This window comes from Actinoallomurus vinaceus (assembly GCF_039542055.1).
GTDB classification, from domain to species: domain Bacteria; phylum Actinomycetota; class Actinomycetes; order Streptosporangiales; family Streptosporangiaceae; genus Actinoallomurus; species Actinoallomurus vinaceus.
Window position 1 is genome coordinate 860,038 of the sequence record NZ_BAABHK010000003.1, and the last position, 21,827, is coordinate 881,864.

General features: G+C 72.7%; 21 protein-coding genes and 1 pseudogene. 15 read left to right on the forward strand and 7 right to left on the reverse strand.

The genetic code is table 11. The annotated features are described in order from the left end of the window. The 3 genes from htpX to ABEA24_RS15080 form a co-directional block, all read right to left on the reverse strand. Complete coding sequence (htpX, locus tag ABEA24_RS15070) at positions 1-927, reverse strand: zinc metalloprotease HtpX (RefSeq protein WP_345431405.1); 927 nt, start codon at positions 925-927, stop codon at positions 1-3. Between the two features lie 74 nt (positions 928-1,001). After that, the gene (gene pspAA / locus ABEA24_RS15075; RefSeq protein WP_345431406.1) at positions 1,002-1,280 is read right to left on the reverse strand and encodes a PspA-associated protein PspAA; all 279 of its coding nucleotides are present in this window, start codon (positions 1,278-1,280) and stop codon (positions 1,002-1,004) included. Then, positions 1,277-2,077, reverse strand: a complete 801-nt coding sequence (locus ABEA24_RS15080) for a PspA/IM30 family protein (RefSeq protein ID WP_345431407.1) — start codon at positions 2,075-2,077, stop codon at positions 1,277-1,279. The genes pspAA and ABEA24_RS15080 overlap by 4 nt, the downstream gene beginning before the upstream one ends. Positions 2,078-2,199: 122 nt before the next feature. On the opposite strand from ABEA24_RS15080, the gene ABEA24_RS15085 reads away from it, so the two are divergent. Both ABEA24_RS15085 and ABEA24_RS15090 read left to right on the forward strand, forming a co-directional pair. Further along, positions 2,200-2,787, forward strand: a complete 588-nt coding sequence (locus tag ABEA24_RS15085) for a DUF3043 domain-containing protein (RefSeq protein ID WP_345431408.1) — start codon at positions 2,200-2,202, stop codon at positions 2,785-2,787. A 23-nt stretch (positions 2,788-2,810) separates the two neighbouring features. Then, on the forward strand, positions 2,811-3,812 hold the full coding sequence (locus tag ABEA24_RS15090) for an aldo/keto reductase family protein (protein WP_345431409.1): 1,002 nt from the start codon (positions 2,811-2,813) through the stop codon (positions 3,810-3,812). A 198-nt stretch (positions 3,813-4,010) separates the two neighbouring features. Here the strand turns inward: ABEA24_RS15090 and ABEA24_RS15095 are convergent, their stop codons facing one another. The 3 genes from ABEA24_RS15095 to ABEA24_RS15105 all read right to left on the reverse strand — a co-directional run bounded on the left by ABEA24_RS15095 (position 4,011) and on the right by ABEA24_RS15105 (position 6,384). Further along, on the reverse strand, positions 4,011-5,096 hold the full coding sequence (locus ABEA24_RS15095; RefSeq protein ID WP_345431410.1) for an MASE1 domain-containing protein: 1,086 nt from the start codon (positions 5,094-5,096) through the stop codon (positions 4,011-4,013). Positions 5,097-5,250: 154 nt separating this feature from the next. After that, positions 5,251-5,463 carry a hypothetical protein gene (locus ABEA24_RS15100; protein ID WP_345431411.1) on the reverse strand — a complete coding sequence of 71 codons (213 nt, stop codon included), beginning with the start codon at positions 5,461-5,463 and terminating at the stop codon, positions 5,251-5,253. A gap of 33 nt (positions 5,464-5,496) precedes the next feature. Further along, positions 5,497-6,384, reverse strand: a complete 888-nt coding sequence (locus ABEA24_RS15105; protein WP_345431412.1) for a DsbA family protein — start codon at positions 6,382-6,384, stop codon at positions 5,497-5,499. A 531-nt stretch (positions 6,385-6,915) separates the two neighbouring features. On the opposite strand from ABEA24_RS15105, the gene ABEA24_RS15110 reads away from it, so the two are divergent. The 12 genes from ABEA24_RS15110 (at position 6,916) to lipB (ending at position 20,887) form a co-directional block, all read left to right on the forward strand. Then, positions 6,916-7,551, forward strand: coding sequence for an SCO2322 family protein (locus ABEA24_RS15110; RefSeq protein WP_345431413.1), 636 nt, complete (start codon positions 6,916-6,918; stop codon positions 7,549-7,551). After that, the gene (locus ABEA24_RS15115) at positions 7,548-8,600 is read left to right on the forward strand and encodes an energy-coupling factor transporter transmembrane component T family protein (protein ID WP_345431414.1); all 1,053 of its coding nucleotides are present in this window, start codon (positions 7,548-7,550) and stop codon (positions 8,598-8,600) included. The genes ABEA24_RS15110 and ABEA24_RS15115 overlap by 4 nt, the downstream gene beginning before the upstream one ends. Continuing rightward, the gene (locus tag ABEA24_RS15120) at positions 8,597-10,399 is read left to right on the forward strand and encodes an ABC transporter ATP-binding protein (protein WP_345431415.1); all 1,803 of its coding nucleotides are present in this window, start codon (positions 8,597-8,599) and stop codon (positions 10,397-10,399) included. Before ABEA24_RS15115 ends, ABEA24_RS15120 begins: the two co-directional genes overlap by 4 nt. A 40-nt stretch (positions 10,400-10,439) precedes the next feature. Further along, positions 10,440-11,240, forward strand: coding sequence for an ECF transporter S component (locus tag ABEA24_RS15125; RefSeq protein WP_345431416.1), 801 nt, complete (start codon positions 10,440-10,442; stop codon positions 11,238-11,240). Further along, complete coding sequence (locus ABEA24_RS15130) at positions 11,240-12,193, forward strand: bifunctional adenosylcobinamide kinase/adenosylcobinamide-phosphate guanylyltransferase (RefSeq protein WP_345431417.1); 954 nt, start codon at positions 11,240-11,242, stop codon at positions 12,191-12,193. The genes ABEA24_RS15125 and ABEA24_RS15130 overlap by 1 nt, the downstream gene beginning before the upstream one ends. 81 nt (positions 12,194-12,274) lie before the next feature. Further along, positions 12,275-13,057, forward strand: a complete 783-nt coding sequence (gene cobS, locus ABEA24_RS15135; protein WP_345431418.1) for an adenosylcobinamide-GDP ribazoletransferase — start codon at positions 12,275-12,277, stop codon at positions 13,055-13,057. 554 nt (positions 13,058-13,611) lie between these two features. Further along, positions 13,612-15,102 carry a leucyl aminopeptidase gene (locus ABEA24_RS15140; RefSeq protein WP_345431419.1) on the forward strand — a complete coding sequence of 497 codons (1,491 nt, stop codon included), beginning with the start codon at positions 13,612-13,614 and terminating at the stop codon, positions 15,100-15,102. 90 nt (positions 15,103-15,192) lie between these two features. After that, positions 15,193-16,566 carry a dihydrolipoyl dehydrogenase gene (gene lpdA / locus ABEA24_RS15145; RefSeq protein ID WP_345431420.1) on the forward strand — a complete coding sequence of 458 codons (1,374 nt, stop codon included), beginning with the start codon at positions 15,193-15,195 and terminating at the stop codon, positions 16,564-16,566. 46 nt (positions 16,567-16,612) lie between these two features. Then, positions 16,613-18,085, forward strand: a complete 1,473-nt coding sequence (locus ABEA24_RS15150; protein WP_345431421.1) for a 2-oxo acid dehydrogenase subunit E2 — start codon at positions 16,613-16,615, stop codon at positions 18,083-18,085. A gap of 26 nt (positions 18,086-18,111) precedes the next feature. Further along, complete coding sequence (locus tag ABEA24_RS15155; protein WP_345431422.1) at positions 18,112-18,999, forward strand: TIGR01777 family oxidoreductase; 888 nt, start codon at positions 18,112-18,114, stop codon at positions 18,997-18,999. A gap of 377 nt (positions 19,000-19,376) precedes the next feature. Then, a complete protein-coding gene (locus tag ABEA24_RS15160; protein WP_345431423.1) occupies positions 19,377-20,129 on the forward strand; it encodes a Type 1 glutamine amidotransferase-like domain-containing protein in 753 nt (250 codons plus the stop codon). Between the two features lie 74 nt (positions 20,130-20,203). Then, positions 20,204-20,887: a lipoyl(octanoyl) transferase LipB gene (lipB, locus tag ABEA24_RS15165; RefSeq protein ID WP_345431459.1), complete on the forward strand. Its 684-nt coding sequence runs from the start codon at positions 20,204-20,206 to the stop codon at positions 20,885-20,887. 137 nt (positions 20,888-21,024) lie between these two features. Here lipB and ABEA24_RS15170 read toward each other — a convergent pair whose 3' ends face one another. Continuing rightward, positions 21,025-21,528, reverse strand: a complete 504-nt coding sequence (locus tag ABEA24_RS15170; RefSeq protein ID WP_345431424.1) for a DUF1877 family protein — start codon at positions 21,526-21,528, stop codon at positions 21,025-21,027. A 157-nt stretch (positions 21,529-21,685) separates the two neighbouring features. Between ABEA24_RS15170 and ABEA24_RS15175 the strand changes: the two are divergent. Next, a pseudogene (locus tag ABEA24_RS15175) lies at positions 21,686-21,827 on the forward strand (lipoyl synthase); the annotation flags it as partial.

The window sequence follows — 21,827 nt, forward strand, 5'->3', positions numbered from 1 at the left end:
TCAGACCCCCTGGCCGAGCTGCGCGGAGATCTTGGCGAGCTGCGCCAGCCGCTGGTCCAGCGACGGGTGCGTGGAGAAGAGCGTCGAGATGCTGAACCCCTTGGTGAAGGCGGGCGCGAAGTAGAAGGCGTTGAACGGCTCGGCGGCCCGCAGGTCCTTGGTCGGGATCCGCGACATCTCACCGGTGACCTTGGTCAGGGCGGCCGCCAGGGCGGACGGACGTCCGGTGAGGAGCGCGGCGGCGCGGTCCGCCGACAGCTCGCGGTAGCGCGACAGCGCGCGGGTCAGCAGGAAGCTGATGGCGTAGACGGCCGCGCTGACGCCGATCACGATCAGCAGCACCACCGCGGTGCTCTGGTCGTTGTTGTTGCGGTCGCGGCTGCTGAAACCGCCCCACAGGCCCCACTCGAGACCGAAGCGGGTCAGCAGGCCGGCCAGGATGCCGAGGAACGACGCGATCGTCATGACCGCGACGTCGCGGTGGGCGACGTGGGACAGCTCGTGGGCGAGCACGCCCTCGAGCTCGACCGGGTCGAGCCGCCGGAGCAGGCCCGTGGTGACGCACACCACGGCGTTCTCCTGGTTGCGGCCGGTGGCGAAGGCGTTGGGCACGTCGGTGTCCGCGATCGCCACCCGCGGCTTCGGCATATCGGACATGGCGCAGATCCGGTCGATCACGCCGTGCAGCTCGGGAGCCTCCTCCGCCGACACGATCCGCCCGTGCATGGCGAACAGCGCGAGCCGGTCGGAGAAGAAGTACTGAGCGAGGAGGAAGGCCACGGCGATGACCAGGATAACCAGCCAGAGCTGTGGCACGAACCAGAAGAAGAACCCGACGAAGGCAACGTACAGCAACCCCAGCAGGAACATCGTCAGCAGCATGCGCGATGTGAGCCCTCGGTCGGGCGCGAAGCGCGAGCGCTCCATTGTGTCCCCTTCCTCCCCGTCCGACACGCTATATAGGTAGAACGTCCGGACTGGCCCGCTTTGTGCCTGCGGGATCAGTCGGGGATGAGACCCTCGTCGCCCAGCATCGCGCGAACCTCGTCCATGGTCGCGTCCGCGGGCGGGAGGATCAGGTCCGACGGCTCCAGATCCTCCGGCGGCAGCGGCTTGCCCACCTTGCGCACCCGCTCCAGCAGCGCGTGCAGCGCGCCGCGGAACTGCGCCTCGTCGCCGGACTCGATCGCCTTCTCGAGCTCGGCGTCGAGGTCGTTGAGGGCCGACAGGTCGCCGTCCGCGACGTCGAGCTGGCCCTCGCCCATCAGCCGGACGATCACTGGCCCTCCCCCGGCTGATGCGGCCGCTGAACCTGCTGCGGGGCGTGCTGCTGAGGCTGGGCCTGCCCCGGCGCGGCATCGAGCTGCTTGGGCGCCTCGGCCATGCCGAGCTCGGCCTTCATCCGCTCCAGCTCGAGGTCGACCCCGGGCCCGGAACCCATGCGGTCCAGCTCGGCCTGGATGTCGTCACGCGGGCCGGAGTAGTCCTCCAGGGCACCGGAGGCGAGCAGCTCGTCGATGGCGCCGGCACGCGCCTTCATGTTCTCGGTCTTCTCCTCGGCGCGCTGGATCGCCAGGCCGACGTCGCCCATCTCCTCGGAGATGCCGGAGAACGCCTCGTTGATCTTGGTCTGCGCCTCGGCCGCGGTGTAGGTGGCCTTGATGGTCTCCTTGCGCGTACGGAAGGCGTCGACCTTCGCCTGCAGCCGCTGGGAGGCGAGCGTGAGCTTCTCCTCCTCGCCCTGCAACTGCTGGTACTGGGCACGCAGGTCGCCCAACTGGCTGTCCAGGCCCGCCCGGCGCTCCAGCGCGGAGCGGGCGAGGTCCTCCCGGCCCACCTGCAGCGCCTTCCTGCCCTGGTCGGTCAGCTTGTTCTGCTGCTGCTCGAGCTGGTTGATCTGCAGCTCCAGGCGCTTGCGGGACGTGGCGACGTCCGCGACGCCGCGCCGTACCTTCTGCAGCATCTCGAGCTGACGCTGATAGGAGTAGTCAAGGGTCTCCCGAGGATCTTCCATTCTGTCCAGCGCCTTGTTGGCCTTGGACTTGAAGATCATCGACATACGCTTCATCACGCTCATCGCGCGTGGCCGGTCCCTTCTGCTGATGACTCGCAACGCTGCTGGGGTTTCGCTGACCACCCTACGCGTTAACGCTCAAGACAGTCATTATGTTCGCCGCGAGCGCCGGTAGGCTGATCTGCGTGTTCCGACGTCGTACCGATACCGCCACCGAGGACCCCTCCACCACCCCCGAGGTCGTCAAACCGGGAGGGAAGGGCCGCCCCACGCCCAAGCGCAGCGAGGCGCAGAAGCGCAATCGCCAGCCGATCACCGCGCCGCGCACCCGCAAGGAGGCCTACCAGCAGGCCCGCTCGCGGCAGTCCAAGGACCGCCAGAAGATCAAGGAGGGCATGGCCCGCGGCGACGACCGCTACCTGCCCAAGCGCGACCAGGGCCCGGCCCGCCGGCTCGCCCGCGACTTCGTCGACTCGCGGCGCACCTTCGGCGAGTTCTTCATGTACCTCACCCTGCTGATCCTCCTGGTCGCCATGGTCGCGCCGCTGACGATCAAGACCTACGTCTACCAGTTCGCCTGGCCGGTCATGCTCGTGCTGATCATCGGCGAGTCGATCTACCTCGGCCGGCGGGTCAAGAAGCTCGCGCAGGAGCGCCACCCCGAGGACAACCTGCGCGGCATCGGCTTCTACACCGCGACCCGCTCGATGCAGATCCGCCGGTTCCGCATGCCGCAGCCGCGCCTGAAGCCGGGGCAGAAGGACCAGGTCTGACCCTGCCGTTCTAGGGTTCGGGCATGGAGTTCCGTCATTTGGGCCGCAGTGGCCTCAAGGTCAGCGAAATCTCGTACGGCAACTGGATCACGCACGGCTCCCAGGTGGAGGAGGACGCCGCGAAGGCGTGCGTCCAGGCCGCCCTCGAGGAGGGCATCACCACCTTCGACACGGCGGACGTCTACGCCGGCACGCGCGCGGAGGAGGTCCTCGGCCGGGCCCTGAAGGGGCAGCGCCGGGAGTCGCTGGAGATCTTCACCAAGGTCTACTGGCCCACCGGTGACGGCCCGAACGACCGTGGCCTGTCCCGCAAGCACATCTTCGAGTCGATCCACGGCTCGCTGCGGCGCCTGCAGACCGACTACGTCGACCTGTACCAGGCGCACCGGTTCGACCACGAGACTCCGCTCGAGGAGACCCTCAAGACCTTCGACGACCTCGTACGCCAGGGCAAGGTGCTCTACATCGGCGTCTCGGAGTGGCGCGCCGAGGAGATCGCGCGGGCTCTGAAGATCGCCGACGAGATGGGCCTCGACCGGATCGTGTCGAACCAGCCGCAGTACAACATGCTCTGGCGGGTGATCGAGTCCGAGGTCGTCCCGCTGAGCGAGAAGGAGGGCGTCGGGCAGATCGTCTGGTCGCCGATCGCCCAGGGCGTGCTGACCGGCAAGTACCAGCCCGGCGCCGCCCCGCCCGCTGGGTCGCGCGCCACCGATGAGAAGAGCGGCGCGGTGTTCATCCAGCGGCTCCTGAACGACGAGGTGCTGAACCGCGTGCAGCGGCTCAAGCCGCTCGCCGAGGAGGCGGGCCTGTCGATGGCGCAGCTCGCCATCGCCTGGGTCCTGCAGAACCCCAACGTCTCCTCCGCCATCGTCGGCGCGACCCGCCCGGAGCAGGTGCGCGACAACGTGAAGGCGGCCGGCCGCACGCTCGACGCCGAACTGCTGCGGCGCGTCGACGAGATCCTCGAGCCGATCGTCGAGCGCGACCCGGCCAAGACGATCAGCCCGGCGCGGCGCCCGTAGCCGACCGCTCCTCACCTCGGGCCGAGGCCGCCGGGGACGGAGGCGGGCCGCGCGAGCCGCGACCGGCCGGACGCCTCTCGGCGGCCGCGGCTCCCCCGGGTGGGGCCGTCTCCCGGCCGCATGTAGAGGTCGTATGTAGGTGCTGTCTCTCGGCCGCGCGTGGGCTAGTGCGTCTCTCGGCGGCAGGTCGTGGTGCCGTCATGCTCGGCGGCGGCCCCGTGCGGTCGGGTCGTCCACGCCCCGGCCGGACTCCCGGTCCGTCCGGAGGGCTCGCGCCACCGCTCCGTGCCGGGCGCGGAGAACGTCCAGGACCATGGTCTTGAGCGTCAGCTGGCCGCGCTCGAGCTCGGCGGCCATGCTGGTGAGGTGCTCGGCCACGTGCTCCAGATCCTGCCGCGCGAGGTCGCGTTCGGTGATCACCGCGGCGAGCAGGAACGTCGTCAGCGCGACCGTGCCGTTGAACAGCTGCAGGTTCACCATGGCGCGCAGCAGCCCGCCGGCCACGAACGGATCGGCCTTGTGCACCGCGGCGAACGTCGCGCTGACCGAGACGATGAGGACGCAGGACGCCGCGCCGAGGTGCCCGAAGCGGAAGGCGGCCCAGATCAGGAAGGGGAAGACGAGGAACAGCAGGTGGAACGAGACCTGGGTGACGAACACCGCGACGCCCAGCGTGCCGGCGACCAGCGCCGCGGCCTCCGCCCAGCGGGCCGCGCCGAACCTGGGCAGGCCCGTATGCCGGACGGCCATCACCAGCGGCACCACCACGAGGACGCCCATCGTGTCGCCGGTCCACCACACCGCCAGCGTCGAGAGCAGTCGCTGGGCGGGCACCGCTCCGGCCAGCGCCAGGGCCATCGCCCCCACGGTGGCGCTGACGAGCATGCCCGTGAAGGCGCCGAGGAAGATCAGCGCCAGGGCGTCTCTCAGCCGGTCCATCTCGCAGCGGAAGCCCACCCTGCGCAGCAGGAGAAAGGAGCACACAGGGGCGAGAGTGTTGCCCGCGGTGATCATCAGGACGGCGGGCAGCGTCGGGCCGATCGCGGCGTTCACCGCGAACGCGGCGAGGGCGATGCCCGGCCAGGTCCGCAGGCCGAGCATCATCAGGCAGCAGACGGCGACGCCGGTCGGCAGCCAGAGTGGCGTGACCTGCTCATGCACGAGGGCCAGCAGCAGCCCCAACCTCGCCGTCCCGTAGTACAGGGCGGCGGTGACCAGGATCCACGACCCCGCGCAGGCCGCCTGCCGAAGCCGTCCGGAGCCGATGCCGGCGACGGCTGTCACCGGCCTATCCCATCGGTACGGGCGTCGTGCGAGGGTTACCCGCCATGGTTGTCACCCTACTCCGCGACATGGCGTGAAAGGGGAGAAGGCACAGGTCAGGACTACCGTCGCCGCGGACGCGGCCGGGTGGGTGCCGGCTCGCCCGCGTCCGCGATCAGCCGCCTTCGGGGTGCAGGCTCATGGGGCCGTACTCCTTGCGCCCGTCCTCCAGCAGGGTGACCTGGTCGACGCCCGCCGCCAGAAGGCTCCGCCAGTTCTCCCCCACCCAGGACTCCGCGTCGGCCTGCGTGGTCCAGGTCTCCTCGCCGAAGCCGGGGGGCTCCACCGGCGTCCCGTCGGCCTTCTCGTACCGCCAGCTCCAGGGCATCGCTCTCCTCACTCTCCGCCGGGCTCGTCCGGCTCAGCGGGCGGCCTCGACCGCGTGCCGCAGCCCGTCCGCGCTCAGCATGTCACTCGTGGTCAGCCTCGTGTTGTTCACCATGACGGTCGGCGTGCCCGAGATGCCGCTCTGGATCGCCTCCCGACTCCACGTCCGCACGTCCGAGGCGAACCGCTGGCCGCGCACGCAGGAGGCGAAGTCGGCGCTGGTGATGCCGGCCTCGGAGCCGTACGACACCAGGTCGGCGACGGGGTATCCGTTCGAGCTCTCCGCCGGCTGGTGTGCGAACAGCTGATCCACGTAGGCGAGCCAGCGGACGCCGTCGGGGGCGCACCAGGCCGCGGCCGCCGCGCGCGTGGAGCTGCTCGCCATCGGCTCGGCGATGAAGATCACCATGGGGTGGTAGACGACCTTGGCCTTGCGTTCCTTCGCAAGGCTCCTGAGGGTCGCGTCGTTGACGTCGTGGACCGTCTTGCAGGGCGGACACTGGAGGTCCTCGTAGACGTCCACCACCGGACGGGACACCCCCGCGGCGGCCATCGTCACGGTGCCGCCGGCGTCCATGGTCACCGTGACCCCGCCGGGCAGCGTGCCCGCCCGATCGCCGCCGCCGTCCTTGCGGAACAGCAGGAAGGCGGTGACCGCCACGCCGACGACCAGGACCAGCCCGCCCGCGACCAGTCCGATGATCAGCCCGCCACGGCCACCCCGGCCACCGGGCGGAGTGCCGTACGGCGCCGGTCCTCCCGGCGGCATGCCCGGCCCGTACGCTCCGTACGGCGCACCCGGCCCGTACGGCCCCGGCGGCGGTCCGTACGCCGGTCCGCCGCCGGCAGGCGGGTACGGACCCGGCACGGGCGGCGGCGCGCCCTCTGGCGGCTGCCAGGGATCTCGGGGCACGTCGTTCATGGTCGGTCCACTTCTTCTTCAGTCACCCTTTGCGATCACGTGGTAACATTCTGACATCAGCACGCCCCGTGCCCAGGCGACGCGGGGCACCCTCCTCGGTCCGATAGCCGTGCACGCTGGACCGACGGCGTCCGGAGGGACGTGCCACGCGGGCCGACGGCTTGTCCAACGGCACCAGGGCACGAAGACGATTGGCACATACCGGCCTCCAGTCGGGCACCGTTCCTGAGGAGTCCTCAAGAACGCTTAGCCAATCAGAGACGCTACCGTTGCCCGGTTTTGACGTGTTCAGCGCGCCGTGGTCAACTCGTCGGCAGCAGCACACGCGCCGTCGCGGGGGAAGCCGGTCCAAGTCCGGCGCTGACCCGCAACCGTAGGCCGCCCGGGCGCCCGCCCGGCGGCGAGCCGGAATGCCCGCGCCGGCGCGAGCGGCTCCGTTGTTCCGTCGTGGTCTGCGGATGGAGTCCGGGCGCGTGCGGCACTTGGTGCGCCCGCTTCACCGGGGACCGCCCTGCCCTCAGAAAGGCGCCCATGCCGAAGGTCGCAGCAGCCGGTCTCCTCGCCTCAGCCCTGATGTTCGCGCCCATGCCCGCAGCGCACGCCGACGCCCTGGCGTTCTGGGGGTACTGGCAGGCGAAGGGCGACAAATGGGCCTTCGCCGCCACGGGCCCGGCCCAGGCCCATCCCAAGGACGGCGCGGTCGAGGGCTGGCGGTTCGCCAAGTCCAGCGGCAACACCGGCACCCCTCCGCGCGACAAGCCGGACTTCGCCGCGATCTGCGGCCCTGGGTCCGCTCCGGCGGGCAAGAAACGCGTCGCCGTCGTGGCCGACTTCGGCGAGCCCGCCGACGCCCCGAAGGACCAGCATCCGCAGACCGCCGTACGGGCCTGCGCGACCGTTCCGGAGACGGCCACGGGCACGGACGTCCTCGCGGCGGCCGGCCTGCGGGCACAGACCGACAAGAGCGGGCTGATCTGCGCCATCGACGCGTTCGGGCCGTGCGGTACACCCGGTCGCATCACCCTGAACGCGACCGCGTCGCCTGCCGCCGGGAAGAAGGGCAAGGGCGGGTCCGGCACCCCGGTCGGCCTGTACACCGGGATCGGGCTGGTCGTGCTGGTCGCCGCGGGCGGCGGGGCGGTCGCGTGGCGCCGGTCCCGCCGATGAACCGGCGGCTGCACCCCGGCGCCTGGTGGCTGTGGGCGCTGGGGCTCGCGACGGCGGCCACGCGGACGACCAACCCCCTGCTCCTCCTGCTGGTCGGCGCGGTCACCGGGACGGTCGTCGCGGTGCGCCGCACCGACGACCCGTGGGCGCGGGCGTACGGGATGTTCCTGCGGATCGGGCTGGTCGTGATCGTCATCCGGGTGGTGTTCGGCGCGCTGTTCGTGGCGCAGGTCTCGGGAACGACGCTGGTCACGCTGCCCTCGGTGACCCTGCCGTCGTGGCTGGCGGGGATCCGCGTCGGCGGGCCGGTGACCGCCGAGGGCCTGGCCGTCGCGGGGTACGACGCACTGCGGCTCGCGACCGTTCTGGTCTGCGTGGGAGCCGCCAACGCGCTGGCGGCGCCGAGCCGGCTGCTGAAGTCCGTTCCCGGGGCCCTGTACGAGGTGGGCGTCGCGGTGGTGGTGGCGATGACGTTCGCGCCGCAGGCGGTGGCGCACGTACGGCGGGTGCGGGACGCGCAGCGTCTGCGCGGCCGCTCCGTCCGCGGCATCCGCGGCCTGGGGCGCCTCGCCATGCCGGTGCTGGAAGGCGCGCTGGACCGGTCGGTGCAGCTGGCCGCCGCGATGGACGCGCGCGGGTACGGCCGCACGGCCGCCGTGCCGCGGGCGCGACGGCGGGCCACCGCGGCGCTGGTCCTGGGCGGGCTGCTCGCGGTGTGCGCCGGGCTGTACGGGCTGCTGGACGGGCAGGCGCCCGCGGTGCTCGGGGCGCCGATGCTGGTCCTCGGATCGGTCTGCGCGGCGGCCGGGCTGTGGCTCGGCGGTCGCCGCTCGCCGCGGACCCGCTACCGCCCTGACCCGTGGGCGCTGCCCGAGTGGGCGACCGGCGGCTCCGGTGTACTGGCCGCCGCCGCGATGACCGTCGCGGGTCTCGTCGGCGCGGACGGCCTGCGGCCCCCGCCGGGGACCGCGCCCGGGCTTCCGCCGCTGCCGGCCGCCGGTGTGCTGCTCGCCCTCGCCCCGGTCCTCCTCGCGGGGAGCAGGGCATGATCCGGTTCGACCGGGTCGGCTTCCGCTACGGCACGACGCCGGTCCTCACGGACGTCGACCTGGAGATCGAGGAGGGCGAGCTGTGCCTCGTCGCCGGGCGGACCGGGACTGGCAAGTCCACGCTGCTGCGCGCCGTGAACGGCCTGGTCCCGCACTTCACCGGCGGCGTGCTGACCGGCCGCGTGACCGTCGCGGGACGGGACACCCGGGATCATCCGCCGCGTGAGCTGGCCGACGTCGTCGGCTACGTCGGGCAGGACCCACGTGCCGGGTTCGTCTCGGATGTCGTCGAGGAGGAGCTGGCGTACGGGATGGAATCCCTCGGCCTGGCTCCGGACGTCATGCGCCGGCGCGTCGAGGAGACCCTGGACCTGCTCGGGCTGGCCGGGCTGCGGGACCGGCCGCTGAGCACGCTGTCCGGCGGTCAGGCGCAGCGGGTGGCGATCGGCTCGGTGCTGACCACGCATCCGAGGGTCCTCGTCCTGGACGAGCCGACGTCCGCCCTGGACCCGGTGGGGGCCGAGGACGTCCTGGCGACACTGCAGCGTCTGGTGCACGACCTGGGCCTGACGGTGATCCTCGCCGAGCACCGGCTCGAACGGGTGGTCCACCTGGCCGACACGACGCTGCTGCTGTCCGGCGACGGATCGCCGCCGGCGTACGGCCCGACCGCGGCGATCATGGCGGAGTCCCCGGTCGCGCCGCCCGTAATCCGGCTGGGCCGCCTGGCGGGCTGGTCACCGCTCCCCCTGTCCGTACGAGACGCCCGGCGTGCCGCCGCCTCCCTCCGCGAGCGCCTCGCCGACGCACGGCCGCCCACGCCCGTGCACGACCCCCGGAGCACCGGCGCTCCCCACCCCGAACGCCCCGCCGACGCGCAGCCGCCCGCGGCGCCGCCCGTGCGGGACGACCGGCGTACGGGCGCTGCCTACCGCGAACGCCCCGCCGACGCACCACTGCCCGTGCGGGATGACCGGCGTACCGGTTCTTCCCTCCGGGAGGGTCTCGGGGACGCGCCGTCGCGCGGGCGCGAAGCCGGCGGGGTGCCGGCCTCGGTTCGCGGGCTGGAGGTCCGGTACGGCCCGGTGACGGCGCTGCGCGGTGTCGATCTGTCCGTCGCGCCGGGAGAGGTGATCGCGCTCATGGGGCGGAACGGCGCGGGCAAGTCCTCGCTGCTCGCCGCCCTGGTCGGCCTGGTCCGCCCGTCCGGCGGGCAGGCCCGGGTCGGGGACGTGGTGCCGTACGAGACGCCGCCGCGGGTCATGGTGCGGAAGGCCGGTCTCGTCCCGCAGGACGCCGCCGACCTGCTGTACGCCGAGACGGTCGCGGCCGAGTGCGCCGCCGCCGACCGCGACATGGGGGCGGAGCCGGGCGCCTGCCGCGCCCTCCTCGACCGTCTCGCGCCCGGTGTCGACGACACGCTCCACCCGCGCGATCTCTCGGAGGGGCGGCGGCTGGCGCTCGCGCTGGCCGTCATCCTCACCGGGCGGCCGCCGCTGGTCCTGCTCGACGAGCCGACACGCGGCCTCGACTACACCGCCAAGAGCCGCCTCGTGGAGATCGTCCGCGATCTCGCCGCCGACGGCCACGCGGTCGTCCTGGCCAGTCACGACGTCGAACTGGTCGCCGAGATCGCGACGCGCACGGTCGTCGTCGCCGAGGGCGAGATCGTCGCCGACGGGCCGACCGGCGAGGTCGTGGTGGGCTCCCCCGCCTTCGCCCCGCAGGTCGGCAAGATCCTCGCCCCGCTTCCGATCCTCACGGTGGATCAGGCGCGGGAGGCGATGGCATGGGCTTGAGTCCGATCTGCTCGCGGCCGTGGTTCGGGACGGTGCCCGCATGGGCGTGACGGCGATCCGCCTGCGGGCGCGGTCGGGGGCCGCGCTGTTCCTGGTGTCGGTCGCGGGCGCGGCGGCGTTCTGCTGGCCGCTGTTCGTCACGCCCGGCGCGCGGATCGCCCAGTCGAGCGTCGCCCCGTGGATGTTCGTGCTGCTGCTTCCCCTCCTGCTCGCCGTGGCGCTCGCCGAGATCGCCGAGGGCGGGATCGACGCGAAGGCCGTCGCGCTGCTGGGCGTGCTCGGGGCGATCGGTGCGGCGCTCCGGCCGCTGGGCACGAACGTCGCGGGCTTCGAGCCGATGTTCTTCGTCCTCGTGCACGGCGGGCGGGTGCTGGGGCGCGGGTTCGGCTTCCTGCTGGGGGCGGTGACGATGTTCGCCAGCGCCCTGATCACGGCCGGCGTCGGCCCCTGGCTGCCGTACCAGATCCTCGGGGCGGCGTGGGTGGGGTTCTTCGCCGGGTGCCTGCCGCGCGCCGGGGGGCGGGTGGAGATCGCGATGCTCGCGGGGTACGGAGCGGTGGCCGCGTTCGCCTATGGCTGGTTGCAGAATCTGGGGTTGTGGCCATTTGTGGGGGGAATGTCGAGTTCGATCTCCTACCACCCGGGCGCTCCGCTCGCCGACAATCTCGGGAGGTTCGTCGCGTTCAGCCTCACCACCTCCCTGGGCTTCGACCTGCCACGAGCGATCTTCACGGCGATCCTGGTGGCCGTCACCGGCCGTCCGGTGCTGCTCGCACTGCGCCGGGCCGCCCGCCGGGCGGCGTTCGAGGCCGCGGCCGGGCCCGGCGACCGGAGCGCGTGATGGACGGCATGGAGATCCACCTGCTCGGCACGGCCGGGCCGCGCGGCTGGCCCGAGCCCGGCTGCCGCTGCGCGTCCTGCACCCGGATGCGCGCCGCTCGCCGCCGGATCGAACCGACCCATGTGCTCCTCGACGGCGTGCCGCTCGACCAGTGCCGCCGGCGCCAGGTGCCCGGCGGATACGACGTCCGCACGCCGCGCGGGCACCGGGTCCTGTTCGCGGCCCGTCCGGGCGCCCGTCCCGAGCCCGCCGGACCCGAGCCGTACGACGCCGTGCTCCTCGACCTGATCGGCGACCCGTCGCACCTGGGGCGGCTCCGGCGCGCCGGAGCGGTGACCGACGCGACGCGCGTCGAGGCCGTCCACGTCGACCACCGCGTCCCCTCCCCCGCCGAACTCGACCGCCGGATCGGCCTGTGGACCCGCCCGGCGTCCGGACCGTGGCGGTCGCTGATCCTGGGCGGCGCCCGGTCCGGGAAGTCGGAGGAGGCCGAGCTGCGGGTGATGGCCCACCCGGACGTGACGTACGTCGCGACCGGGATCATGCACGCGGACGACCCGGAGTGGCGCGACCGGATCACCGCGCACCGGCGACGCCGTCCCCGCTGGTGGGAGACCGCCGAGACGATCGACCTCGCGGGCCTGCTGCGCGGCTCGGCCGGCACGCTCCTCATCGACGGCATGGGAACCTGGCTGACGGCCGTGTTCGACGCGCTGGGCGCCTGGGAGTACCCGCAGGCGGTCGTCCCGCGGCTGAACGAACTGGTCGACGCCTGGCGGTCCACGCAGGCGCACGTCGTCGCGGTCAGCGACGAGGTCGGCCTGTCGGTCGTCCCCGACACCGCGAGCGGGCGCGCGTTCCGTGACACGCTGGGACGGCTCAACCAGCGCCTGGCCGCCGAGTCGGAGGAGACCGCCCTCGTCGTCGCCGGCCGCGTCATCGATCTGCCGTGATCGGCCAGGACGCCATGAGATCCGGGCACGGGCGCGTACGACACCGTGAGCCCCGAGGACGCCACGGGAGCGGAGGACGCCATGAGATCTGACGAGAAGCGGATCGCGGGCGGCGACGGGCTGCGGCTCGCGGTGTCGCTGCTCACCGTCGTACCGGTCCGGTGCGGCCGCGTCGACCGGGAGACCGCCCGCCGGGCGATGACGCTCGCCCCCGTGGCCGGGCTCATCGTCGGTGCGGCGGCGGCGCTGGTGCTCTCCGTGGCAGGCCTGCTCGGCGCCGGCCCGCTGCTCGGCGCGGCCCTGGCCGTCGCGGCGACCGCGCTGCTCACCCGCGGCCTGCACCTGGACGGCCTCGCCGACCTCGCCGACGGTCTGGGCAGCGGGCGCCCCGCCGGCGACGCCTTGTCGATCATGAAGCGGTCCGACATCGGGCCGTTCGGGGTGATCACCCTCCTGCTCACCCTGCTGATCCAGGTCGCCGCCCTGGCGCAGGCGCCCCACCGGGCGGTCGCCGTGACGGTCGCCGCGGTCACCGGGCGGCTCGCGGTGACCTGGGCCTGTCGCGAGACGGTGCCCCCCGCTCGCCCGGATGGGCTCGGCGCGCTGGTCGCCCGGACGGTACGGCGCCGGGACGCGGTCGCCGCCACGGTGGCCGTCGTGGTGGCGGCGGCCGTCGCGGGCCTGCTCGCGGGAGGCGTGCGTCCGGCCGTCCTCGCCCCGGTCGCGGTGGCTGCCGGGCTCCTGGCCGCGGCGGCGCTGCTCCGGCACGCCGTACGCCGCCTCGGAGGCGTCACCGGTGACGTCCTCGGCGCTCTCGTCGAGACGTCGGTCACCGCGGCGCTTCTCGTGATGTCCATCGCCTGAGCGATCCATGTCCGTCGCCTGAGCGATCCGTGGTCCGGGCGATGCCACGGGCCGCCGTGCCCGGCCTAAGGCTCATCCGTGGCTCAACGATGCCGGTGACCTTGGCGATGCCGTGCGTGCAAGAGCGCGGCGGAGATCGAGGCGCTGTGCCCGCCCGGCGCGGCTTGTTCGACGTCCGTGTCCCGGCGCGCGGCTTGAGCGCCGGGATGCGCCGTCGGTGGTGGCGCGGGAGCGTCCACGTGGAGCTCCCGCGCCGGTCGCGGAACGCGCCGTGGCCACGGAACATGCGACGGCGCTCCGCGGGCCGCCGTCCTGGGGACGAGTCGCCGCTAGCCGCTTCCCCTCGGCCAGAGGCGACCCTCGATCTCCCAGGACGACGGGGTCGAGGGAACCGGTCCGCGATCGCGCGCGGCAGGACGTGGCCCGCGGCCGGCCATTCGACGAATGGTATTCGACGAGCCGGCAACGTACGTCCTTCCCAGCGCCCGCCGAAGATCACCGAACTCCCGGCCATCCGAACAAAGAACTACTGGGCAGGACTACCATCGGGCTGTGTGACGAACCTCAGCCTTGCCAGCGCAGAATCCGCTTCCCTTGATGTCGACGCCATCGTGATCGGTGTCGTGTCCGACGACTCCGGCCCGGCGTTGGCGCCTGGTGCCGCAGGGGTCGACCAGGCCTTCCAGGGCCGGCTGATCGACGCGCTCAGCGGGTTGGGTGCCGCCGGCAAGGCGGGAGAGGTCACCAAGGTGCCGACGCTCGGCAATCTGGCCGCTCCGCTGGTGGTGGCCGCCGGGCTGGGCGAGTCGTACGACGACGAGGCCCTGCGCCGGGCCGCGGGTGCCGCGCTGCGCTCGCTCGCCGGTTCCGGCTCGGTCGCGGTCCTGCTGCCCGCCGCCACCCCGAATGAGGTGGCCGCCGTGGCGACCGGCGCCCTGCTCGGCAACTACGCCTACCTGAACTACCGGACCGGTGACGGTCACAAGCAACCGGTCGAGGAGATCACGGTCGTGTCCGAGGCCGAGGCGACCGCCGACGCGGAGGCCGCCCTCGAGCGCGCCCGTACCCTCGCCGACGCCGTGACCCTGGTCCGCGATCTGGTCAACACCCCGCCGTCCGACCTCAACCCCGAGGCCCTGGCCGACGCCGCGCGCCGGGTCGGGGAGGAGTCCGGCCTGTCGGTCGAGGTCCTCGACGAGAAGGCGCTGGTCGAGGGCGGCTACGGCGGGATCGTGGGGGTCGGCCAGGGCTCGGTCAACCCGCCGCGCCTGGTCCGGCTCGCCTACGAGCACCCCGAGGCGGCCAAGACGGTCGCGTTCGTCGGCAAGGGCATCACGTTCGACTCCGGCGGCCTGTCGCTGAAGCCCGCCGACTCCATGGACTGGATGAAGTCCGACATGGGCGGCGCCGCCGCGGTGCTCGGCGCGCTGCAGGCGATCGCGGCGGTCGGCCCGAAGGTCAAGGCCGTCGGCTACCTCGCGATCGCGGAGAACATGCCCAGCGGCACGGCGCAGCGCCCCTCCGACGTTCTCACCATCTACGGCGGCAAGACCGTCGAGGTGCTCAACACCGACGCCGAGGGCCGCCTCGTCATGGCCGACGCGATCGTCCGGGCCGGCGAGGACGAGCCCGACCTGATCGTCGACGTCGCCACCCTGACGGGCGCCCAGCTCGTCGCGCTCGGCACCCGTACGGCCGGCGTCATGGCCAACGACGACGACGTGCGCGAGAAGGTCGTCGACGCCGCGGGCCGCGCCGGCGAGCCCGCCTGGCCGATGCCGCTGCCCGAGGACATGCGCAAGAACCTGGACTCGTCCGTCGCCGACATCGCCAACATCAGCGGCGAGCGCTGGGGCGGCATGCTCACGGCCGGCATCTTCCTCAAGGAGTTCGTGCCGGACGGGGTGCGCTGGGCGCACCTCGACATCGCCGGTCCCTCCTTCAACCAGGGCCAGCCGTACGGTTACACCCCGAAGGGCGGCACCGGAGCCGCCGTGCGCACGCTCGTGCAGGTCGCCGAGGACGTCGCCGCCGGGGCGCTGTGACGGCCGGACGGCCGGAAGTGGAAAGATGCGTGCCGGAACACAAATCGCGCCGGGCCGAAGGTGCCCGTGCGGGCATCGAAGGAGCGTCCTGTGTCGAATAGCCCCTACGACATCGTCGTCCTAGGTGGCGGCAGCGGCGGATACGCGTGCGCCCTGCGGGCGGTCGAGCTGGGCCTGAGCGTCGTGCTCATCGAGAAGGACAAGCTGGGCGGCACGTGCCTCAACCGCGGCTGCATCCCGACCAAGGCGCTGCTGCACGCCGCCGAGGTCGCCGACCAGACGCGTGAGTCGGCCACGTTCGGGATCAAGGCCCGGTTCGAGGGCATCGACCTGCCGGGCGTGCACGCCTACAAGGACAAGGTCGTCAGCACGACGGTGAAGGGCCTGACGGGCCTGATCAAGTCCAAGGGCATCACGATCGTCGAGGGCGAGGGCCGTCTCACCGGTCCCACCACGGTCCAGGTCGGCGACACGACGTACGAGGGCCGGCACATCGTGCTGGCCACCGGCTCGGTGCCCCGGTCACTGCCCGGCCTGGAGATCGACGGCGAGCGCGTCATCTCCAGCGACCACGCGCTGGTCCTCGACCGGATCCCGCAGTCCGTGGTGGTCCTCGGCGGCGGCGTCATCGGCGTCGAGTTCGCGAGCGTCTGGCGCTCCTTCGGCGCCGAGGTGACGATCGTCGAGGCGCTCCCGCACCTTCTGCCGCTGGAGGAGGAGTCCAGTTCCAAGCGGCTGGAGCGGGCGTTCCGCAAGCGCGGCATCAAGTTCGAGCTCGGCGCGCGGTTCGAGAGCGTCAAGCACACCGAGTCCGGGGTCATCGTCACGCTCGAGGGCGGCAAGACCCTCGACGCCGACCTCATGCTCGTCGCCGTGGGCCGCGGCCCGGTCTCCGAGGGCCTGGGCCTGGAGGAGGTCGGCGTCCAGACCGAGCGCGGCTTCGTCAAGGTCGACGACTACTGCCGCACGACCGTCCCGACCATCTCCGCGGTCGGCGACCTGGTCCCGACGCTCCAGCTGGCGCACGTCGGCTTCGCCGAGGGCATCCTCGTCGCCGAGCGGCTGGGCGGTCTGGACCCCGCGCCGATCGACTACGACGGCGTTCCGCGCATCACCTACTCCGAGCCCGAGGTCGCGTCGGTGGGCGTCACGTCCGCGATCGCCCGGGAGCGGGGCCACGACATCGTCGAGTTCACCTACGACCTGGCCGGCAACCCCCGGAGCAAGATCCTGGGCACGCAGGGCGAGGTCAAGGTGATCGCCCAGAAGGACGGCCCCGTGCTGGGCGTGCACATCGTCGGCAGCCGCGTCGGCGAGCTCATCACCGAGGGCCAGCTGATCTACAACTGGGAGGCCCTGCCGTCCGAGGTCGCCCAGCTCATCCACCCGCATCCGACCCAGTCCGAGGCGATCGGCGAGGCTCACCTCGCGCTCGCCGGCAAGCCGCTGCACGTCCACGGCTGACCTGCCAACATTCGATAAGACGTATCAAGAGGAGTCGCAGAGAACCATGCCGGTCTCCGTAACCATGCCCCAGCTCGGCGAGAGCGTGACCGAGGGCACCGTCACCCGCTGGCTCAAGAAGGAGGGTGAGCGCGTCGAGGCCGACGAGCCGCTTCTCGAGGTGTCGACGGACAAGGTCGACACCGAGATTCCGTCGCCGGCCGCGGGTGTCCTGAGCAGCATCACCGTCGCCGAGGACGAGACCGTGGAGGTCGGCGCCGAACTGGCCGTCATCGCCGAGGAGGGCGAGGCGGCCGGCGGTGCCGCTCCGCAGCAGGAGCAGGCCCAGCCCGAGCCGGCACCGGCCCCGCAGGCCGCTCCGGCCCCAGCGCAGCCTGAGCCGGCGCAGCAGCCGGCCGCGCCGGCGTGGCCGCCGCCCGCCCCGGCCGCGCAGCCGGCCGCCGCCGCGCCGCAGCCGGAGCCGCGGCAGGAGCCCCCGGCGCCCGCGCCGGCCGCCGAGCAGCCGTCGGGTGAGAGCCCCTACGTCACGCCGCTCGTCCGCAAGCTGGCGGCCGAGCACGACGTCGACCTGGCCAGCGTCAAGGGCACCGGCGTCGGCGGGCGTATCCGCAAGCAGGACGTCCTGGAGGCCGCGCGGGCCAAGCAGGCTCCGCCGCCCGCCCCGGCCCCGCAGGCCGCTCCGGCCCCGCAGGCCGTTCCGGCGCCGGCCCAGCCCGCCCCGGCTCCGGCCGCGGCGCAGGCCCCGGCGGCTCCGGCGGCCCGTCCGGCCGTGACGGTGCCGGCGGAGGTGTCGCGCCTGCGCGGGACGACCGAGAAGATGACCCGGACGCGGCAGTCGATCGCCCGGCACATGGTCGAGTCGCTGCAGGTGTCGGCGCAGCTGACGACGGTCGTCGAGGCGGACGTCACCAAGATCGCGCGGCTGCGTGACCGCGCCAAGGCGGACTTCCAGGCGCGGGAGGGCGTGAAGCTCAGCTTCCTGCCGTTCTTCGCGCTGGCGGCCGTCGAGGCGCTGAAGGTGCACCCGAAGCTCAACGCCGTCATCAACTCCGAGACCAACGAGGTCACCTACCACGACGTCGAGAACCTCGGCATCGCGGTGGACGCCGAGAAGGGTCTCATGGTCCCGGTGGTCCACAACGCCGGCCAGCTGAACCTCGGCGGCCTGGCCCAGCGGATCGCCGACCTCGCCGAGCGCACCCGCACCAACCGGGTCAGCCCGGACGAGGTGACCGGCGGCACGTTCACGATCACCAACACCGGCAGCCGGGGCGCGCTGTTCGACACGCCGATCCTCAACCAGCCGCAGGTCGGCATGCTGGGCACCGGCACGGTCGTGAAGCGCCCGGCGGTCATCGAGGACCCGCAGCTGGGCGAGGTCATCGCGGTGCGCTCGATCGTGTACCTCGCGCTGACCTACGACCACCGCCTGGTGGACGGCGCCGACGCCGCCCGGTTCCTCACCACGGTGAAGAACCGCCTTGAGGAAGGCAACTTCGAGGCCGAACTCGGCCTTTAGACACGGCCGAAAACTAAGCTGCGATCGTGCAGATCGCCATCACCGGTTCGACCGGACTCATCGGTTCGGCCCTCGTTCGCGCGCTGCGCGGCGAGGGCCGTACCGTTCTCAGGCTCGTACGACGCCGGCCCGCGGCCGATGACGAGATCCGCTGGGACCCGTTCGGAGAGGTCGACACGGCTTCGCTGGAGGGCGTCGACGCGGTCGTCCACCTCGCCGGCGCGGGCATCGGCGACCGCCGGTGGAACGCCAGCTACCGGCAGGAGATCCGTGACAGCCGCGTCGAGGGCACCCGTACCCTCTGCCGCGCCCTGGCCGCGCTCCGCGACGGGCCGGCGGTCCTGGTGTCCGGGTCGGCGAGCGGCTACTACGGCGACACCGGCGACCGTACGGTGGACGAGGACTCGCCCTCGGGCGAGGGGTTCCTCGCCGCGCTCTGCCGCGACTGGGAGGCCGCCACCGCCCCCGCAGCCGACGCCGGGATCCGGGTGGTCCTCCCCCGCCCCGGGGTCGTCCTCGCCCGCGAGGGCGGCGCGCTCGGGCGGTTGCTGCCGGTCTTCCGCGCCGGGCTCGGCGGGCGGCTCGGCTCCGGCCGCCAGTGGATGAGCTGGATCTCCCTCGCCGACCAGATCGCGGCGCTGCGCTTCCTGATCGACGGCGACGTCGCGGGCCCGGTGAACCTCACCGCCCCCGAACCCGTCACCAACGCCGCCTACACGGCCGCCCTGGGCCGAGCGCTGCACCGCCCGACGTTCTTCTCCGTACCGCCGGCCGTGCTGCGACTGGCGCTCGACGGGCTGGCCGACGAGGGGATCCTCGTGAGCCAGCGCATCCTGCCCGCCCGCCTCACCGCGGCGGGCTTCCGCTTCCGGCATCCGGACCTCGACACCGCGCTCGCCGACATCCTCCCGTGACTCCCGGCGGGGAAGGTGTCGTCTCGTCCAGGAAGTCGCAAGAAACGTCCCACTCCCGCTGCGCCGCCCGGCCCGCGGCCGTACCGTGACGGGTGACCGCATCGGGTGAGGGCGTCGATGCGCTCGAGCGACCCGCGGAGCGGGGCGGTGCGGTGCGGGACGAGCCGCCCGCGGAGGGAACAAGGAGCGTGAGCGAGTCATGAGTCCGAGCGAGCCCGACGCAGCGAGCGGAGTGGGCGGTCGAGGAACGAGGCCGCCCGCGGAGCGAGTGAGGAGGGTGAGCGAGCAATGAGCCCGAGCGAGCCCGACGCAGCGAGCGGAGTGGGCGGTCGAGGAACGAGGCCGCCCGCGGAGGGAGTGAGGAGGGTGAGCGAGCGATGAGCACCGACGGTGAACCGCACGTCCTGGCGATCGGCGGTGGCGGCTTCGTCCCCGACGGCCGTTACGGTGTGACGCCGGGCCCCCTCCTGCGGTACGCCCTGGACCTCACCGGGCAGGACCGCCCCCGGGTGTGCTTCCTCGCGACGGCGCTGGGCGACTCCACCGAGGCCGTCGCCCGCTTCTACGCCGCCTTCGCCGGGGTGGACGCCGAGGTCACCCACCTGGCGCTGTTCCCGATGCCGAACCACGAGGACCCGGCGGCGCACCTGCTCGCCCAGGACTTCGTGTACGTCTCCGGCGGGAGTGTCGCGAACCTCCTGGCCCTGTGGCGGCTGCACGGCCTCGCCGACGCGTTCGCGGAGGCCTGGCGGTCGGGCGTCGTCCTCTGCGGGCAGAGCGCGGGTGCCCTGTGCTGGCACGTCGGCGGCACGACCGACTCCTTCGGCCCGGACCTGCGGCCGCTCACCGACGGGCTCGGCCTGCTGCCGTACGCCTGCGGCGTCCACTACGACAGCGACGGGCAACGCCGGCCGCTGCTGCAGCGGCTCGTGGCCGAGGGCACGCTGCCGGACGCGTACGCCGCCGACGAGGCGGTCGGGCTGCACTACGTCGGGACGGAGTTCGTCCAGGCGGTGACCTACGTGGCGGGCCAGGGCGCGTACCAGGTCGCCGCGGACGGCGCGGGCGGGGTCAAGGAGACCCGGATCGAGCCTCGGCTGCTGGCCTCCTTCGATGAGGACGTACGCTGAGCGTCGTGAGCGCCAGCGAAGAATCCACCACCACGGTCGTCGGCGAGCGCCCGGCGGCCGTCGCCACGAGCGACCTGGTCTTCATCCACGCCGGCTTCGGCGAGCGCGCCGTCCCGTACGAGGAGGCGTGGGAGCTGCAGCGGCGGCTGCACGAGCGCCGGGTCGCCGACGAGATCCCCGACGTGGTCCTGCTGCTGGAGCACCCGCCGGTCTACACGGCAGGCAAGCGGACCGAGCCGCTGGACCGGCCGATCGGGGACCCCGGCGCGCCCGTGATCGACGTCGACCGGGGCGGGAAGATCACCTGGCACGGCCCCGGCCAGCTGGTCGGCTACCCGATCGTCAAACTGCGGGAGCCCGTCGACGTCGTCGCCTATGTCCGTACGATCGAGGAGGCGCTGATCGACACGTGCGCCGACCTCGGGCTCGGCACCAAGCGGGTCGAGGGCCGCAGCGGCGTGTGGGTGCCCGGCGTTCCCGACCGCAAGGTCGGCGCGATCGGCATCCGCGTCTCACGCGGTGTCACGATGCACGGGTTCGAGATCAACTGCGACTGCGACATGGGATGGTTCGACCGGATCATCCCTTGCGGCATCCGCGACGCGGGCACCACGTCGCTCTCCGCCGAGCTCGGACGCGACATCACCGTCGCCGAGGCGCTCGGCCTGGCCGAGCAGCGGCTCGCCAAGGTGCTCGGCGCCACGGAGACCGCGCACCGCTCGCTGGAGGCGATGCTCGGCGGCCCTGTCGCGTCCTGACGCGCCGCCCGGGCCGGCCCATCGCATTGCGGCCGGCCCGTCCGTCACCTGGAGTCAGCCCGTCGCCTCGAAGCGTGGCCCGCCCCATTTCCGGGTTAGGCCCGTCGCCTCGTAGCCGGCCGGTTCCTCGTCCGGGGTCAGCCCATCGCCTTGAAGATGGCCTGGCCCTCCGCCGAGGCGGCCTCGAAGAAACGAGTGAGCCGCTCGTACACCACGCGCAGCTCCCCGTCGCGGATCGCCTCGGCGGGCTCGCCCACCCACTCCTCCGCGCCCTGGACGCCGAGCTCGGCCATCCGCTCGGCGTCATAGCGGCCGGCGACCTTCGCGAACTCCGTCGCGGCGAGGTGGTCGGCGGCCAGCTTGACCCGCTCGGCCGTCAGGTAGATGACGTCGACGCCGAGCTCCTCGGCACCGTCCTCGGTGAGCAGCCGCCCGCCGCAGACCACGTCCGCGGCCGGGTGCGGGCCGTCCCACGGGTCACCGGTGAGCAGGTAGTGCAGTGCCTGCCACGCCCCGGCGACGGGGAGCACGGGATGCTTCTCCCGCCAGTTCCCGGCCCCGAACACCGCGCGTGCGCGGGTCCCCGGATCGCCTGCGCCCTCGGCCTCCGGAAGCCTGAGGTACGTCATGGCCACTCGCACGCCTGACCTCCGTCATACGTCCTCTATACGCGACACCCACGTCACCTTAGAGAGATCGACAGCTACGTATGGTGAGAACGACATAAAACACCCCGGAGATCGTCCACTATGCCAACCACTTGCGCAACATGGGCGAATCCGGACATACCCTGAACGGGTGACAGCCGTATCTCCTGAGGGCCGGAAGTTGCTGCGTGTCGAGGCCCGTAACGCCGCGACCCCGATCGAACGCAAACCACCATGGATCAAGACCCGGCTGTCCATGGGCCCGCAATACCGCGAACTGACCGACCTGGTCC

What these genes read in the sequence shown, in the direction of transcription:
- ABEA24_RS15160 (WP_345431423.1), top strand. Translation starts at nt 19,377, where the DNA reads ATGAGCACCGACGGTGAACCGCACGTCCTGGCGATCGGCGGTGGCGGC.
- cobS (WP_345431418.1), top strand. Translation starts at nt 12,275, where the DNA reads ATGAGATCTGACGAGAAGCGGATCGCGGGCGGCGACGGGCTGCGGCTC.
- ABEA24_RS15120 (WP_345431415.1), top strand. Translation starts at nt 8,597, where the DNA reads ATGATCCGGTTCGACCGGGTCGGCTTCCGCTACGGCACGACGCCGGTC.
- ABEA24_RS15110 (WP_345431413.1), top strand. Translation starts at nt 6,916, where the DNA reads ATGCCGAAGGTCGCAGCAGCCGGTCTCCTCGCCTCAGCCCTGATGTTC.
- ABEA24_RS15090 (WP_345431409.1), top strand. Translation starts at nt 2,811, where the DNA reads ATGGAGTTCCGTCATTTGGGCCGCAGTGGCCTCAAGGTCAGCGAAATC.
- ABEA24_RS15105 (WP_345431412.1), bottom strand. Translation starts at nt 6,384, where the DNA reads ATGAACGACGTGCCCCGAGATCCCTGGCAGCCGCCAGAGGGCGCGCCG.
- ABEA24_RS15100 (WP_345431411.1), bottom strand. Translation starts at nt 5,463, where the DNA reads ATGCCCTGGAGCTGGCGGTACGAGAAGGCCGACGGGACGCCGGTGGAG.
- ABEA24_RS15130 (WP_345431417.1), top strand. Translation starts at nt 11,240, where the DNA reads ATGGACGGCATGGAGATCCACCTGCTCGGCACGGCCGGGCCGCGCGGC.
- ABEA24_RS15125 (WP_345431416.1), top strand. Translation starts at nt 10,440, where the DNA reads ATGGGCGTGACGGCGATCCGCCTGCGGGCGCGGTCGGGGGCCGCGCTG.
- ABEA24_RS15080 (WP_345431407.1), bottom strand. Translation starts at nt 2,077, where the DNA reads ATGAGCGTGATGAAGCGTATGTCGATGATCTTCAAGTCCAAGGCCAAC.
- ABEA24_RS15150 (WP_345431421.1), top strand. Translation starts at nt 16,613, where the DNA reads ATGCCGGTCTCCGTAACCATGCCCCAGCTCGGCGAGAGCGTGACCGAG.
- ABEA24_RS15115 (WP_345431414.1), top strand. Translation starts at nt 7,548, where the DNA reads ATGAACCGGCGGCTGCACCCCGGCGCCTGGTGGCTGTGGGCGCTGGGG.
- htpX (WP_345431405.1), bottom strand. Translation starts at nt 927, where the DNA reads ATGGAGCGCTCGCGCTTCGCGCCCGACCGAGGGCTCACATCGCGCATG.